General features: G+C 70.7%; 13 protein-coding genes. 11 read left to right on the forward strand and 2 right to left on the reverse strand.

The window, feature by feature from the left end; all coding sequences use genetic code 11:
• Nucleotides 1-44: 44 nt before the first annotated feature.
• Nucleotides 45-1,205, reverse strand: coding sequence for an L-rhamnose isomerase (gene rhaI / locus ABZ725_RS05840; protein WP_358801516.1), 1,161 nt, complete (start codon nucleotides 1,203-1,205; stop codon nucleotides 45-47).
• Between the two features lie 283 nt (nucleotides 1,206-1,488).
• Here rhaI and ABZ725_RS05845 point away from each other — a divergent pair, with 283 nt between their 5' ends.
• The 10 genes from ABZ725_RS05845 to ABZ725_RS05890 all read left to right on the forward strand — a co-directional run bounded on the left by ABZ725_RS05845 (nucleotide 1,489) and on the right by ABZ725_RS05890 (nucleotide 12,163).
• Complete coding sequence (locus ABZ725_RS05845) at nucleotides 1,489-3,006, forward strand: sugar ABC transporter ATP-binding protein (protein ID WP_358801517.1); 1,518 nt, start codon at nucleotides 1,489-1,491, stop codon at nucleotides 3,004-3,006.
• Nucleotides 3,003-4,076 (forward strand): ABC transporter permease, encoded by a 1,074-nt coding sequence (locus tag ABZ725_RS05850; RefSeq protein WP_358801518.1) that lies wholly within the window; start codon nucleotides 3,003-3,005, stop codon nucleotides 4,074-4,076. The genes ABZ725_RS05845 and ABZ725_RS05850 overlap by 4 nt, the downstream gene beginning before the upstream one ends.
• Nucleotides 4,069-5,061: an ABC transporter permease gene (locus ABZ725_RS05855; RefSeq protein ID WP_358801519.1), complete on the forward strand. Its 993-nt coding sequence runs from the start codon at nucleotides 4,069-4,071 to the stop codon at nucleotides 5,059-5,061. Before ABZ725_RS05850 ends, ABZ725_RS05855 begins: the two co-directional genes overlap by 8 nt.
• A 44-nt stretch (nucleotides 5,062-5,105) precedes the next feature.
• A complete protein-coding gene (gene rhaS, locus ABZ725_RS05860; protein WP_358801520.1) occupies nucleotides 5,106-6,188 on the forward strand; it encodes a rhamnose ABC transporter substrate-binding protein in 1,083 nt (360 codons plus the stop codon).
• Between the two features lie 17 nt (nucleotides 6,189-6,205).
• Nucleotides 6,206-6,526, forward strand: coding sequence for an L-rhamnose mutarotase (locus tag ABZ725_RS05865; protein WP_351918476.1), 321 nt, complete (start codon nucleotides 6,206-6,208; stop codon nucleotides 6,524-6,526).
• A gap of 16 nt (nucleotides 6,527-6,542) precedes the next feature.
• A complete protein-coding gene (locus ABZ725_RS05870; RefSeq protein ID WP_358801521.1) occupies nucleotides 6,543-7,967 on the forward strand; it encodes a BNR repeat-containing protein in 1,425 nt (474 codons plus the stop codon).
• Between the two features lie 91 nt (nucleotides 7,968-8,058).
• Nucleotides 8,059-9,093, forward strand: coding sequence for a LacI family DNA-binding transcriptional regulator (locus tag ABZ725_RS05875; protein WP_358801522.1), 1,035 nt, complete (start codon nucleotides 8,059-8,061; stop codon nucleotides 9,091-9,093).
• Nucleotides 9,094-9,197: 104 nt separating this feature from the next.
• Nucleotides 9,198-10,499 carry an alpha/beta fold hydrolase gene (locus ABZ725_RS05880; protein ID WP_358801523.1) on the forward strand — a complete coding sequence of 434 codons (1,302 nt, stop codon included), beginning with the start codon at nucleotides 9,198-9,200 and terminating at the stop codon, nucleotides 10,497-10,499.
• Nucleotides 10,500-10,527: 28 nt separating this feature from the next.
• Nucleotides 10,528-11,271: a PIG-L deacetylase family protein gene (locus ABZ725_RS05885; protein WP_358801524.1), complete on the forward strand. Its 744-nt coding sequence runs from the start codon at nucleotides 10,528-10,530 to the stop codon at nucleotides 11,269-11,271.
• Between the two features lie 25 nt (nucleotides 11,272-11,296).
• A complete protein-coding gene (locus tag ABZ725_RS05890; RefSeq protein WP_358801525.1) occupies nucleotides 11,297-12,163 on the forward strand; it encodes a pentapeptide repeat-containing protein in 867 nt (288 codons plus the stop codon).
• Here ABZ725_RS05890 and ABZ725_RS05895 read toward each other — a convergent pair.
• The gene (locus ABZ725_RS05895) at nucleotides 12,125-13,705 is read right to left on the reverse strand and encodes a cytochrome P450 (RefSeq protein ID WP_358801526.1); all 1,581 of its coding nucleotides are present in this window, start codon (nucleotides 13,703-13,705) and stop codon (nucleotides 12,125-12,127) included. The genes ABZ725_RS05890 and ABZ725_RS05895 overlap by 39 nt on opposite strands.
• Nucleotides 13,706-13,813: 108 nt before the next feature.
• Between ABZ725_RS05895 and ABZ725_RS05900 the strand changes: the two genes are divergently transcribed.
• On the forward strand, nucleotides 13,814-14,428 hold the full coding sequence (locus tag ABZ725_RS05900) for a TetR/AcrR family transcriptional regulator (RefSeq protein ID WP_358801527.1): 615 nt from the start codon (nucleotides 13,814-13,816) through the stop codon (nucleotides 14,426-14,428).
• Nucleotides 14,429-14,443 lie beyond the last annotated feature (15 nt).

Below are 14,443 nucleotides of genomic sequence, written 5' to 3' on the forward strand. Positions count from 1 at the left end.
ACAACGGACCCGCACCCCGCGACGAATCGGAACCAGGCAGACGCTTACGCCCCCCACCCCGCCTGCTCCCCACCGACCCGCGAGGCAACGATCTTCTCGGCCCACCCGGAGCGGCGGTACGCTACAAGAGGCTCGGGGTCCAACCCCATCTCCTCCCGCACCTCACGCAGCAACGGCCGCACATCCGTGTTGTACGCATCCATCACCACGGCGTTCGCCTCCAGCACATCCCCGGCAGCCTGGGCGGAGGCCAACGCCGAGCGATCGACCAGCAGCGCCTTCGCCGTGGCCTCCTGCACATTCATCACGGACCGGATGATCGCCGGAATCTTCGCCTCGATGTTGTGGCACTGGTCGAGCATGAACGCCACCTCGGAGGTGAACCCGCCCCCACGCACGACCTCGTACATGATCCGGAACAGCTGGAAGGGATCGGCCGCGCCCACCATCAGGTCGTCGTCCGCGTAGAACCGCGAGTTGAAGTCGAACCCGCCGAGCTTCTCCTCCCGCAGCAGCGTGGCGACGATGAACTCGATGTTGGTCCCCGGCGCGTGGTGCCCGGTGTCCACCACGACCTGCGCCTTCGGGCCGAGCTTGAGGCAGTGCGCGTACGCGGTGCCCCAGTCCGGGACGTCCGTCGCGTAGAAGGCCGGCTCGAAGAACTTGTACTCGAGCAGCATCCGCTGCCCGTCCCCGAGCCGCTCGTACACCTCGGCCAGCCCCTCCGCCAGCCGGTCCTGCCGCTCGCGGATGTCGTCCTGCCCGGGATAGTTCGTCCCGTCGGCGAACCACAGCTTCAGGTCGGCGGAGCCGGTCGCGTCCATGATGTCGACGCACTCCAGCAGATGATCGAGCGCCTTGCGGCGTACCGCCGCCTCCGGGTGGCAGATGCTGCCCAGCTTGTAGGCGTCGTCCTGGAAGGTGTTGGAGTTGATCGCCCCCAGCTTCACGCCCCGGTCCTCGGCATGTTTCGCAAGTGCGGAGTAGTCCTCCACCTTGTCCCAGGGGATGTGCAGCGCCACGGTCGGGGCCACGCCGGTGAACGCGTGCACCTGAGCCGCGTCGTCCAGTTTCTCCTGCGGGGTGCGTGGGACGCCCGCTTGCGCGAACACCTTGAAACGGGTCCCCGAGTTCCCGTACGCCCACGACGGCGTCTCGACGGCCTGGGTCTTCAGCGCGGCCTTCACCGCGGAGAGGTCGGTCACTTCGGGCTCCTGAGACATCGGTCCGGAACAGCTCCCGGATGAAACGATTCAGAACGGGAAGCTATGAGGCTGTCGAGGGAGTGTCAACCCCTTCGTCCAGGACTGTTGTCCGTGACCCCGGCGTGACCTTCGGCTATCGAAAACTTTTCGAGACGGACCCATTGACGTGACATGCCCCCCATGTCTAACGTCCCGGCAATCCAGTTGAAACCTTTCACGACGTCGCGACAGGCCCCCCGGTCCTCGGTGGGAACGGTTCGCGGGCGTCGTCGAGGAGCCACCCATGACCCACCCGTCCGACACGGGAGCACCCCCGGTGCTGGCACTGAAGGACGTGACCAAGTCCTTCGGCGCCGTCCGCGCCCTGCGGGGCGTCTCCCTGGAGCTGTTCCCCGGCGAGGTGCACGCCCTCGCCGGGGAGAACGGCGCGGGCAAGTCGACCCTCATCAAGACCCTTGCGGGGGTGCACCGACCCGACGCCGGTCGGGTGCTGCTCGACGGTGAGCCCGTCGCCTTCCACGGTCCCGGCGACGCCCGCGACGCCGGCATCGCCGTGATCTACCAGGAGCCCACGCTCTTCCCCGACCTTTCGATCGCCGAGAACATCTTCATGGGCCGCCAGCCCCGGCGCGCCCTCGGCCGCATCGACCACAAGGCCACCCACGCGGCGACCGCCGCCCTGATGAGCCGTCTGGGCGTCGACCTCGACCCCGACCGCCCGGCGCGCGGGCTGTCCATCGCCGACCAGCAGATCGTCGAGATCGCCAAGGCGCTCTCCTTCGACGCCCGCGTCCTGATCATGGACGAGCCGACCGCCGCCCTCACCGGCAGCGAGGTCGCCCGCCTCTTCAAAGTCGTGCGCACCCTGCGCGAACAGGGCGCGGCCGTCCTGTTCATCTCCCACCGACTGGAGGAGATCTTCGAGATCTGCCAGCGGGTGACGACCCTGCGCGACGGCGCCTGGATCGCCAGCGAGCCCATCGCGGGCATGACCGAGGACGACCTGGTCCGCCGGATGGTCGGCCGCGACCTCGACGAGCTCTACCCCAAGCAGGACGTCACCCCGGGCGAGGTCGCCCTGAGCGTGCGCCGGCTGACCCGCGAGGGCGTCTTCACCGACGTCTCCTTCGAGGTCCGGCGCGGCGAGATCGTCGGCCTCGCCGGCCTCGTCGGCGCCGGCCGCACCGAGGTCGCCCGGGCGGTCTTCGGCATCGACCGCTGGGACGCCGGGGAGGTCTCCGTGGACGGCCGCCGGCTCACCAACGGCGCCCCCTCGGCCGCGATGTCCGCGGGTCTGGCCCTGGTCCCCGAGGACCGGCGCGCCCAGGGCCTGGTGATGGACATGTCCATCGAACGCAACATCGGCCTGACCGGCCTGCGCACGACCGTCAAGGCCGGTCTGATGGACCGCGGTGCCGAGCGCAGCCGCTCCCTGGACTGGGCGGTCAAGCTCCAGGTGAAGTACGCCCGGATCGCCGACACCGTCAACACGCTGTCCGGCGGCAACCAGCAGAAGGTCGTCCTCGCCAAGTGGCTCGCCACCGGGCCGAAGGTGCTGATCGTCGACGAGCCGACGCGCGGCATCGACGTCGGCACCAAGGCCGAGGTGCACCGGCTGCTGAGCGAGCTGGCCGCCGACGGGGTCGCCGTCCTGATGATCTCCTCCGACCTGCCCGAGATCCTCGGCATGGCCGACCGCGTGCTGGTGATGCACGAGGGCCGGATCAGCGCCGAGATCCCCCGCACCGAAGCCACCGAGGAAACCGTGATGGCCGCAGCCACCGGGAGGGCCGCCGCATGACGGTGACCACGTCCCACGAGGCGCCCGTCGCCGAGGCGCCGAAGTCCAGCGGCACCCGGCTGGTCGACCGCGTCTTCAAGATGCGCGAACTCGCCATCCTGGCCGTCTTCCTGGTGATGATCGCCGTCACCCAGGCCGGCAACAGCGAGTTCCTGTCCGAGCAGGGCATCAAGGACCTGCTGCTGAACGCGACCATCCTGGTGCTGGTCGCCACCGGTCAGTCCCTGGTCGTCATCACCCGCAACGTCGACCTGTCGGTCGGCTCCACGCTCGGCATCAGCGCCTTCGCCGCGGGCACGTATCTGCACGGCGGCGGCAACCCGGTGATCGCGATCGTGCTGGCGATCCTGACCGGCGTCGGCTTCGGGCTCCTCAACGGACTCCTGGTCAGCCTCGGCCAGGTGCCCGCCCTCGTCGTCACCCTCGGCACGCTGTACATCATCCGCGGCATCGACTCCATCTGGGTCGGCTCTCGCCAGATCACCGCGGCCGACCTGCCCGGCTCCTTCGTCGACTTCGGCTCCGGCGGCCTCTCCGCCGTGCCCTGGCTCGCCCTGATCGCCGTCGTCGTCCTGATAGCGACCGCCTACTACCTCAAGCACTTCGGCAGCGGGCGCGAGCTGTACGCGCTCGGCTCCAACCCGGAGGCCGCCCGCCTCGCCGGCATCCCGGTCCGCAAGCGGATCCTCGTCGCCTACACCTTCTGCGGCGGCCTCGCCGGGCTCGCCGGGGCGATGTACCTGGCCCGGTTCGGCAACGTCGACTCCAGCACCGGAAACGGCTACGAACTCACCGTCGTCAGCGCCGTCGTGGTCGGCGGAGTCGTCTTCACCGGCGGCTCCGGCAGCGTCTACGGCGCGGCCCTCGGCGCGCTCCTCCTCACCTCCATCAACAGCGTCCTGCCCGCCCTCGGCGTCAGCTCGGTCTGGGTGCTCGCGATCAACGGCGTGCTGCTCCTGCTGGCCATCGCGGTCGACCGGATCGTGGCGCTGCGGGTGGCGTCCGCCCTGAAGAAGAAGTCGGCCGCCGCCAAGCCGGCCGTAGCGAAGAAGGGGGAGGACCGTGCCTGAGTCCCTGGCCCGAGCGATCCGCTGGGACACCGTCGTCGGCGCCCTCCTGATCGTCCTGCTGCTGTTCTCCTTCTCCCTCGTCGACGGCTTCGGCAACGCGCTGAACCTGTCGTTCCTGATCGGCAACACCCTGCCGATCGCGCTGATCGCCCTGCCGATGACCCTGCTGGTGGTCTCCGGCGAGATCGACCTGTCGGTGGCCTCCACCGCCGGTCTGTCCGGCGCGGTCATGGGCGCCCTGTGGAACCAGGGCCTGACCATCGAGGCGATCATCCCGATCTGCCTGCTGCTCGGCGTGGTCTGCGGGCTGATCAACGGTCTGCTCGTGACCCGGCTCGGGCTGCCGTCCCTCGCCGTCACCATCGGCACCCTCGCCGCCTACCGGGGCATCGCACAGATCGTGCTCGGCTCCGACGCGGTGACCGACTTCCCCACCCAGTACCTGGACTTCGCGGCCGGCCGGGTCGGGGACAGCTTCCTCCCGCAGGCCTTCCTGCCCTTCGTCGTGCTCCTCGCGATCGCCGTGGTCGTGCTGCACGCCACCCCGTTCGGCCGCTCGGTGTTCGCCACCGGCGCCAGCGAGGAGGCCGCCCGGTTCGCCGGCATCCGCGTCAAGCGGCAGAAACTGATCCTGTTCACGGTGACCGGCCTGATGGCCTCCCTCACCGGAATCTTCTGGGCCCTGCACTACGCCAGCGCTCGCTACGACAATGCGACCGGCCTCGAACTCTCCGTCGTCGCCGCCGTGTTGCTCGGCGGCATCGACTTCGACGGCGGGAAGGGCACGCTCGGCGGCGCCATCGCCGGCGTCTTCCTGCTCGGCGCGCTCCAGAACGTCATGAGCCTCCTGAACGTCTCCGCCCAGTCGCAGATCGTCGTCACCGGCGTCCTGCTCGTCGTCTCCGTGCTCGGCCCCAGGGTCGCACGGCAGATCTCCGTCGCGAGGGCGGGCCGTAGAGCCGCAGCCTCGACCCCGACGGCCTGAGAAACAGCCCTCCTCAGCCCTCCTCGTAAAGGATCGACACCACCATGCGTAAGTCATCCCTGCGCCGTGCCTGTGCGGCTCTCGCCGTCGTCTCCTCCCTCTCCCTCGCCGCGACCGCCTGCGGCGGCACCACCAAGGAGGACGTGAAGAACGAGTCCACCGGCTCGGCGGCCTCCGGCGGGAAGGCCGACCCCAACGCGGCCACCAAGAAGGGCCTGACCGTCGGCTTCCTGCCGAAGCAGGTCAACAACCCGTACTTCACCTCCGCCGACAAGGGCGGCGAGGCGGCCCTCGAGGAGCTGGGCTCCAGCTACAAGGAGGTCGGTCCGTCCAGCGCCACGGACACCTCGGGGCAGGTGTCGTACGTCAACACCCTGACCCAGCAGCAGGTCGACGCGATGGCCGTGTCCGCGCAGGACCCGGGCGCCCTGTGCACCGCGCTCAAGCAGGCCATGAGCAACAAGATCAAGGTCGTCACCTACGACTCCGACACCAACCCCGAGTGCCGCAACGCCTTCGTCTCACAGGCGTCCGCCGAGGACCTGGGCCGCACCGAGGTGCAGCTGCTCGCCGAACAGATCGGCTACAAGGGCGAGATCGCGATCCTGTCCGCCGCGCAGACGGCGACGAACCAGAACACCTGGATCGACTTCATGAAGGACGAGCTGAAGGACGCCAAGTACAAGGACGTCAAGCTCGTCAAGGTCGCGTACGGCAACGACGACGCCCAGCAGTCCTTCCAGCAGACCCAGGGCCTGCTCCAGGAGTTCCCGAACCTGAAGGGGATCATCTCCCCGACCACCGTCGGCATCAAGGCGGCCGCCCAGTACCTGTCGGGCTCCAAGTACAAGGGCAAGGTCAAGCTGACCGGCCTCGGCACCCCGAACGACATGCGCAACTACGTCAAGAACGGCACCGTCGACGCCTTCGAGCTGTGGGACCCCTCGAAGCTCGGCGCGCTGGCCGCGCAGACGGCGGTGGCACTGGTCTCCGGTCAGATCACCGGCAAGGAGGGCGAGACCTTCAAGGCCGGCGGCACCACGTACACCATCGGCAAGGACGGCGTGATCAGCCTCGGCAAGCCGACCGTGTTCGACGCCAAGAACATCGACCAGTTCAACTTCTGATTCCGGAGCGGTACTTCATGCAGCGCGTCTGTTTCCTGCTCAAGGTCCGACAGGACCGCCTCGCCGAGTACCGCGAACGCCATGCCGCCGTGTGGCCGGAGATGCTGGAAGCTCTCTCGGCCACCGGCTGGCACAACTACTCGCTCTTCCTGAGAGACGACGGCCTGCTCGTCGGCTATCTGGAGACCGAGGACTTCGAAGCCGCCCTCGCCGGTATGGAGGCCACCGACGTCAACGCCCGCTGGCAGGCCGAGATGTCCCCGTTCTTCGAGTCCCTCGACGGATCCCGCCCCGACGAGGCGATGAAACCGCTCACCGAAGTGTTCCACCTCGCATGACAATGGAGTCCCCGAGATGAGACGACGTACCCTCCTGGCCGGCGCGCTCCTCAGCGCCGCGGCGTCCCCCGCGCTCGCCGCCGGCACCGCCCGCGCCGCCGACCCGGGCCCCTCGGTCACGAAGCAGGCCACCACCGAACTCGACGCGCAGGCCGTGTTCTTCGTGTCCTACGACGGACTGGTCAACAACAACTCGTTCCAGAAGAACGGCCTGTTGACCTACAAGGGCTACCAGTACGCCGCCTGGTACACCTCGACCAGGAACGCGGTCGTCGCCCGCCGCGTCCTCGGCGGCAGCACCTGGTCCACCGTCACCCTCTCCCACCAGCTCAAGGCCAGCGACTCGCACAACGTCATCTCCATGGGCGTCTCCAAGGTCGACGGCCGGCTCCACCTCAACATGGACTCCCACAGCGACGGCTTCTTCTACGTGAAGTCGACCGCCGGACTCCTCGACAACCCGGCGACCACCTCCTGGACCTCGTCCCGTTTCGGCGCCGTCCAGACCACCCTCGACGGGCTCGCGCTCACCAGCCAGTTCACCTACCCGCAGTTCGTCGCCACCCCCGAGGGCAGGCTCCAGCTCAGCTACCGGGTCGGCATCTCCGGCAACGGCCGCAACGCGCTCGCCGAGTACGACGGCTCGACCTGGACGAACCTCGGCGAGTGGACCAGTTCCACCGGCACCTACACCAGCGAGCACGGCTCCAGCACGGTCCGCAACATGTACCTGCACGGCATCGACTACGACGTCAACGGCCGCCTGCACTCGTTCTTCACCTGGCGCGAGCAGAACGGCGCCGTGATGTGCTCCAGCGGCGGCATCACCAACCACGACACCGGCTACGTCTACTCCGACGACCGCGGCCGGACCTGGCGCAACAACGCGGGCACCGCCGTCGGCACCACGGGCGGCTCCGACAAGGTGGCCGTCACGGACAGCGGACTCGTCGTGGACGCGCTCAACCCGGACCACTCCCTGATGAACCAGGAGAGCCAGGCCGCCGACTCCACCGGCCTCCCGCACGCGATCATCAGCTATGTCCCCGGCCGCTTCGGCCAGTGCACCACCAACTACGTCAGCGACCGCACCGCCAACGGCCGCGCCTTCCACGTCCGCAAGAACTCCGCCGGGACCTGGCAGAAAACGGAGATCCCCGTCGTCCTCGGCTCCAGCCAGCGCACCAAACTGATCCTCGACAAGTACGACAACGCCTACGCGATCTTCCCCTTCGGCCGGATCGCCGGCGCCTCCAAGGCCTCCGGCTACACGAACTGGACGGTCCTCTTCGACGGCAGCGGTCTCAACGCCTTCGGCGAGGTCGTCATCGACGAACTGCGGGTCAAGGCCGACAACGTGCTGTCGTTCATGTACCAGGAGAAGTCGACCGGGACGACCCCGTCGGCGCTCCATGTCATCGACTTCGCACTGCCCGCATGATCCGCATCCACACGCGGACAGGGGTCCGGCGGGATGACGGTAATGTGAAGGCCGTCCCGCCGTGCCCCGTTCACCTGGAGGTCCCCGCCTGATGGCCCATTCGGTGGGTATCAAGGACGTCGCCCGTGCCGCCGGAGTCTCGGTCGGCACGGTGTCCAACGTCATCAACCGCCCGGACACCGTCGCCACGGAGACCCGGGCCCGTGTGCTCTCGGCGATAGACCGGCTCGGCTACGTCCGCAGCGAGTCCGCCCGCCAGCTGCGCGCGGGGCGCAGCCGGATCATGGGCCTGCTCGTCCTCGACATGGGCAACCCCTTCTTCGTGGACGTCGCCCGCGGCGCCGAACGGGCCGCCCGGGACGCCGGGCTCGGCGTGATGGTCTGCAACAGCGCCGAGAGCGCCGGCGAGGAGGCCGAGTACCTGTCGCTCTTCGCCGAGCAGCGGGTGCGCGGCGTGCTGCTCACCCCGGCCGACGCCACCGGCCGCAACATCGAGTCCTTCCGCCGGCACGGCATCCCCTTCGTGCTCGTCGACCGGGTCTCCGAGGGCACCACCGAGTGCTCGGTGTCGGTGGACGACGTGGCGGGCGGCGCGCTCGCGGTCCGGCATCTGATCGACGCCGGGCACCGCTCCATCGCCTATGTCAGCGGCCCGCCCGGCTTCACCCAGGTCCGCGACCGCCGCACCGGCGCCCTGAACGCGCTCGCCGAGGCGGGCCTCGGGCCGGAGGCCCTGCGCGAGCTGCCCACCGAACGGCTCGACGTGGCCGCCGGCCGGGACGCGGGCGCCCGGCTCCTCGGCCTCGCCGACCGCCCGACCGCCGTGTTCTGCGCCAACGACCTGCTCGCCCTCGGCGTCCTGCAGGCCATGTACGCGGCCGGTGTCGGCGTCCCCGACGACCTCGCCATCGTCGGCTACGACGACATCGAGTTCGCGGCCGCCGCGGCCGTCCCCCTCACCTCGGTCCGCCAGCCCGCCGTCACCATGGGCGCCCTGGCCGCCGAGATGCTGCTGGAGGAGACGGAGGAGGGCGAGAACGGGGTCGGCGTCGCTGTGCACGAACACCGCAGGGTGGTGCTCCAGCCGGAGCTGGTGGTGCGCAGGTCCAGCCTCTCGGCGCGCTGAGCGGCCGTTCAGCAGCCGTTCATGATCCCCCGGGCTCCGGGGTCGTCCGGACATGTGCTGAACTGGGACGCGGCCCGCACACCGAGCGTCCCAGGAGACCCCTGTTGTCCCTCAGCTACCGCCAGCCCGGCGTCGTACTCACCGACCGCCGCTTCACCGTGCCCCTCGACCACGCCGACCCGACCGGGGAGACGATCGGGCTCTACGCCCGTGAGGTCGTCGCGAGCGACAAGGCCGGCCAGGGCCTGCCCTGGCTCCTCTACCTCCAGGGCGGCCCCGGCTTCGGCGCCAACCGCTTCGTCGGCAAGCCGGCCTGGCTCGGCCGCGCGCTGAAGGAGTACCGGGTCCTCCTGCTCGACCAGCGGGGCACCGGCCACTCCACCCCGGCCAACCGCCAGACGCTCCCGCTGCGCGGCGGCCCGGCCGAACAGGCCGCCCACCTCGCGCACTTCCGGGCCGACTCCATCGTCCGGGACTGCGAGCTGATCCGCCGCGAGGTCACCGGCGGCGCCCCGTGGACCGTGCTCGGCCAGAGCTTCGGCGGCTTCTGCACGGTCACCTACCTCTCCACCGCCCCCGAGGGCCTCGCCGCCGCCCTGATCACCGGCGGCCTGCCTTCCCTGGACGCCCACGCCGACGACGTCTACCGCGCCGCCTACCCGCGCATGGAGCGCAAGGTCGCCGCGCACTACGCCCGCTACCCGCAGGACGTCGAACGCGCCCGCCGCATCGCCGACCACCTCCTCCACCACGAGGTGACGCTCCCCAGCGGCTACCGCCTGACCGTCGAGGCCTTCCAGACGCTCGGCATCCTCCTCGGCGGCAGCGAGGGCAGCCATCGACTGCACCACCTCCTGGAGGAGGCGTTCGTCCCCACCCCGCGGGGGCCGGAGCTGTCCGACGCCTTCCAGGAGGAGATCCAGGGCCTCCTCTCCTATGCCGGACACCCGCTCTACGCCCTCGTCCACGAGGCGATCTACGGCCAGGACGGCCGTCCCACCGCCTGGTCGGCCGAGCGGGTGCGCGCCGAGTTCCCGCAGTTCGACGCCGCGAAGACGCTCGCCGGCGACGGACCGCTGCTGCTGACCGGCGAAACGATCCACCCCTGGATGTTCGAGACCGACCCCGCGCTGCGCCCGCTGCGCGAGACCGCCGAACTCCTCGCCGCCCGCACCGACTGGCCGCCCCTGTACGACTCCGCCCGCCTCGCCGCGAACGAGGTCCCGGTCGCGGCGGCGATCTACCACGACGACCTCTACGTCGACACCGCCCACTCCCTGCGCACCGCCCGCGCGATCCGCGGTCTGCGCACCTGGGTCACCGACGAGTTCGAACACGACGGCGTACGGGCCGGCGGCCCCCGCGTCCTGGACCGGCTGCTCGCCCTGACCCGTGACGAAGCGTGATGTCAGTGTCACGGATTAGTCTTCGAGCATGACCGAGCCGACTGTTCCCCAGCTCCAGCCCATGCCCGAGGACTGGCAGCGCGCCCTGGCCGTGGTGGCGCATCCGGACGACCTCGAGTACGGGTGCTCCGCGGCCGTCGCCGCCTGGACCGACGCCGGCCGCGAGGTCGCCTATGTGCTGGCGACCCGCGGCGAGGCGGGCATCGACACCGTCCCGCCGGCCGAGTGCGGTCCGCTGCGCGAGCGGGAGCAGCGGGCGAGCGCGGCCGTCGTCGGCGTCTCCACGGTCGAGTTCCTCGACCACCGGGACGGCGTCGTCGAGTACGGGCCCGCCCTGCGCCGGGACATCGCCGCCGCGATCCGCCGGCATCGTCCCGAACTCGTCATCACCCTCAACCATCGGGACACCTGGGGCGGGGTCGCCTGGAACACCCCCGACCACGTCGCCGTCGGCCGCGCCGTCCTCGACGCGGCCGGGGACGCGGGGAACCGCTGGATCTTCCCGGAACTCGTCGAGCAGGGCCTCGAACCCTGGAACGGCGTGCGCTGGGTCGCCGTGGCCGGATCGGCGACGCCCAGCCACGCCGTGGACGCGTCGGCGGGCCTGGAGCGCGCGGTGGGTTCGCTGCTGGAGCACCGCGCCTACATCGCCGCGCTGACCGACGAGGAGCCGGAAACCTACGTACGGGGCTTTCTGACCGGGGCGGCGAAGTCCGTGGGCGAGCGGTTCGGCGGTCGCCCGGCCGTGGCCTTCGAGCTGTTCAACCGGTAGACCGCAGGTCAGTAGGGTGGACGACATGCGAGACACGACTGCGGACCCGGCGGTGGACACGACTGCGGACCCGGTGCCGGACCGGGCCGGACTGCGCGGCGACTGCGAGAACTGCTTCGGCCTGTGCTGTGTGGCCCTGCCCTTCGCCCGCTCCGCGGACTTCGCCATCGACAAGCCCGCGGGCAAGGCGTGCCCCAACCTGGGCGAGGACCACCGCTGCGGCATCCACGCACAGCTGCGGCAGAAGGGCTTCACCGGCTGCACGGTCTACGACTGCTTCGGCGCCGGTCAGAAGGTCTCGCAGCTCACCTTCGGCGGCCGGGACCGGCGCACGGCCTCGCGGGCGGACGCCCGCCGGATGGCCGACGTGTTCCCGGTCGTCCGGCAACTCCACGAACTCCTCTGGTACCTCACCGAGGCGCTCACCCTCCCCGCCGCCCGCCCGATCCACGGCGACCTGAGCCGGGCCCTGGAGACGACGGAGGAACTCACCCGGCTGAACCCGGAGGACCTGGCCGCGCTCGACGTCCCGGCGCACCGTCAGGACGTCAACGCACTGCTCCTGAAGACCAGCGAACTGGCCCGGGCCGGTAGGGGCGGGCGCAAGAAGGAGCGCCGGGGCGCCGACCTGATGGGCGCCCGCCTCAAGGGCGCCGACCTGCGCGGCGCGAACCTGCGCGGCGCCTACCTGATCGCGGCCGACCTCACCGGCGCAGACCTGCGCGGAGCGGACCTGATAGGCGCCGACCTGCGCGACACCGACCTGACGGACGCCGATCTGACCGGCGCGTTCTTCCTGACCCAGCCGCAGCTGAACGCGGCCCGGGGAAGCGCGGGCACCAGACTGCCGGAGTCAGTCACCCGCCCGGTGCACTGGACACCGCAGCTCTGAGGACGGTCCCGCGGCCTCCTGGCCGACCGGCGCGCCCGACGGCATCGGCACCTGCGTCGGCACCCCCTGCGTCGGCACCTGCGTCGGCGTGCGCCGCTCCAGGTGCATCCTCAGCCCCTCCGGCATCAGCGTCAGCCGTTCCGTGACCCGCAGCCGGTACGCCGGGTCGGGCCGCAGCTCATAGCGGCGCAGCAGCAGCCCGAGCACCAGCGTGGCCTCGTGCAGCGCGAACTGCCGTCCGATGCAGGCCCGCGCCCCGGTGCCCCACGGCTTGTAGGTGTGCGGGGCCCGCGCGCGGACGGCCGCCGCGTCGAAGCGGTCCGGGTCGAACCGTTCGGCGTCCGGCCCCCACACCTCGGGATCCCGGTGCAGCATCGCGGTGAGGACCAGCGCCCACCCGCCCCGCCGCATCGGATGCTCCCCGCCCAGCACCGTGTCCGCCCGGGCCTCCCGCGCGAACGCGGGCGCCGTCGGCCACAGCCGCAGCGCCTCGTCGAGCACCCGGCGGACGTGGCGCAACTTCGCCACCTGCTCGTAGGCCGGCACGGCCGTGTCCCCCCACACCTGGTCCACCTCGGCGCGGGCGCGGGCCGCGATCTGCGGGTTGAGGGAGAGGTAGTGCAGGGCGAAGGAGAGCGCGCCGGAGGTGGTCTCGTGGCCGGCGACCAGGAAGGTGATGACCTGGCGCCGCACGTTCTGCGCCGACAGCCGTTCGCCGGTCTCGGGGTGGGCGGTGTCGAGCATCCGGTCCAGCAGATCACCGGCCCCGCCGTCCGCGCCGCCTCGGCCGCCCCGGTCCCGGCGGGCCCGCACCAGGTCGTCGACGGTGCGGTCGAGGTACGCGATGTCGGCCTCGTTGCGCCGCGTGGCCCGCCGCAGCAGCGCGGGGGACGGCGCCGTGTTGAGGCGCTGGGCGTAGGTGAGGGTGCCCACCATCGCCGTCACGAAGGGATGCGGCCGGGCGCGTTCGAAGGAGCCGAAGTCGTGGCCGAAGCCGGTGCGGGCGATCGTCTCCAGGGTCAGTTTGGTCATGTCGCCCGGCACGTCCACCGCCCGGCCCGCGGCCAGCTCCCGGTCCCAGTGGCCGGTGAGCCGCTCCGCCACGTCCAGCATCATCGGGTGGTAGGCCGCCATGGCCTCCCGGCTGAAGCCCGGGGCCAGGACGTCGTGCGCCAGCTGCCAGTTCGGCTCGTGGTTGTACGCCGTGAACAGGGCGTCCCCGACGACGGGCCGCAGATTGGCGATGCCCAGCCCGACATGCTTGGCGAAGCGCGTCTCGTCCGCCATGTCGGCGGCCAGCGCCGCGCCCCCCACGAACACGAACTCCCGGCCGAACGCCTTGCGCCGGAAGATCGGCCCCAACTGTCCGGCGTACCGCAGGGAGTCCTGCAGGGGTGTGCGCCGGCTCGCGCCCAGGATGTCGCCGAGCAGCGGGATCCGGTGCGGCGGATGCGGAATGCGCTCCAGCTCGGGCCAGCCGAACTCCGCGCTGCGAAACCCCTTCGGCAGTACGTCCCCGGTCGTCGTCCCCGTCTCCGCCATGACGCGATCTCCCTTGATGCAGCGGCAGGTTGAGCATGTTGTACGTGGGTTCAATAACGCGCCTCAGTCTGGTCCCGCCGTTGAACCGGCGTCAAGTAAAGTGCGGGCATGGCCGCGAACCAGGGGGAGCGCACCCGGCGCCGACTCAGCACCGGGGAACGCAGGGAACAGCTCCTGACGGTCGGCGCGCGCCTGTTCTCGGAGAGTCCGTACGACGAGGTCTGGATCGAGCAGGTCGCCGAGATCGCGGGCGTCTCCCGGGGGCTGCTGTACCACTACTTCCCCACCAAGCGGGACTTCTTCGCGGCGGTCGTCGAGCGCGAGAGCGAGCGGATGCTGCGCATGACGGCGGCGGTGCCCGGCATCCCGGTCCGCGATCAGCTCGCGTCCGGTCTCGACACCTACCTGGAGTACGTGGAGACGCACGCGCACGGCTACCGCGCCTTCCATCGTGCGGACGCGGCCGGCGACCAGGCCGTGCGCAAGGTCTACCGACGGGCCCTTCAGGCCCAGGAGCGCCAGATCCTGGCGGCCCTCGGCGCCGACCCGGAGTTCGGCCCGCTCTTCGGCGAGCGCCCCGACGTACGGCTGGCGGTGCGTGGCTGGCTGGCGTTCACGACGGCGGTCTGCCTGGAGTGGCTGCGCGGCTCGGACCTGTCACGCGAACAGGTCCGGGAGCTGTGCGCGCGGGCGTTGTTGGGGGTCATTTCCCTCCCCGGGTGATCGTCGGCGGGGGAG

The sequence above is a fragment of the Streptomyces sp. NPDC006872 genome (genome assembly GCF_040635845.1).
Lineage (GTDB): Bacteria > Actinomycetota > Actinomycetes > Streptomycetales > Streptomycetaceae > Streptomyces.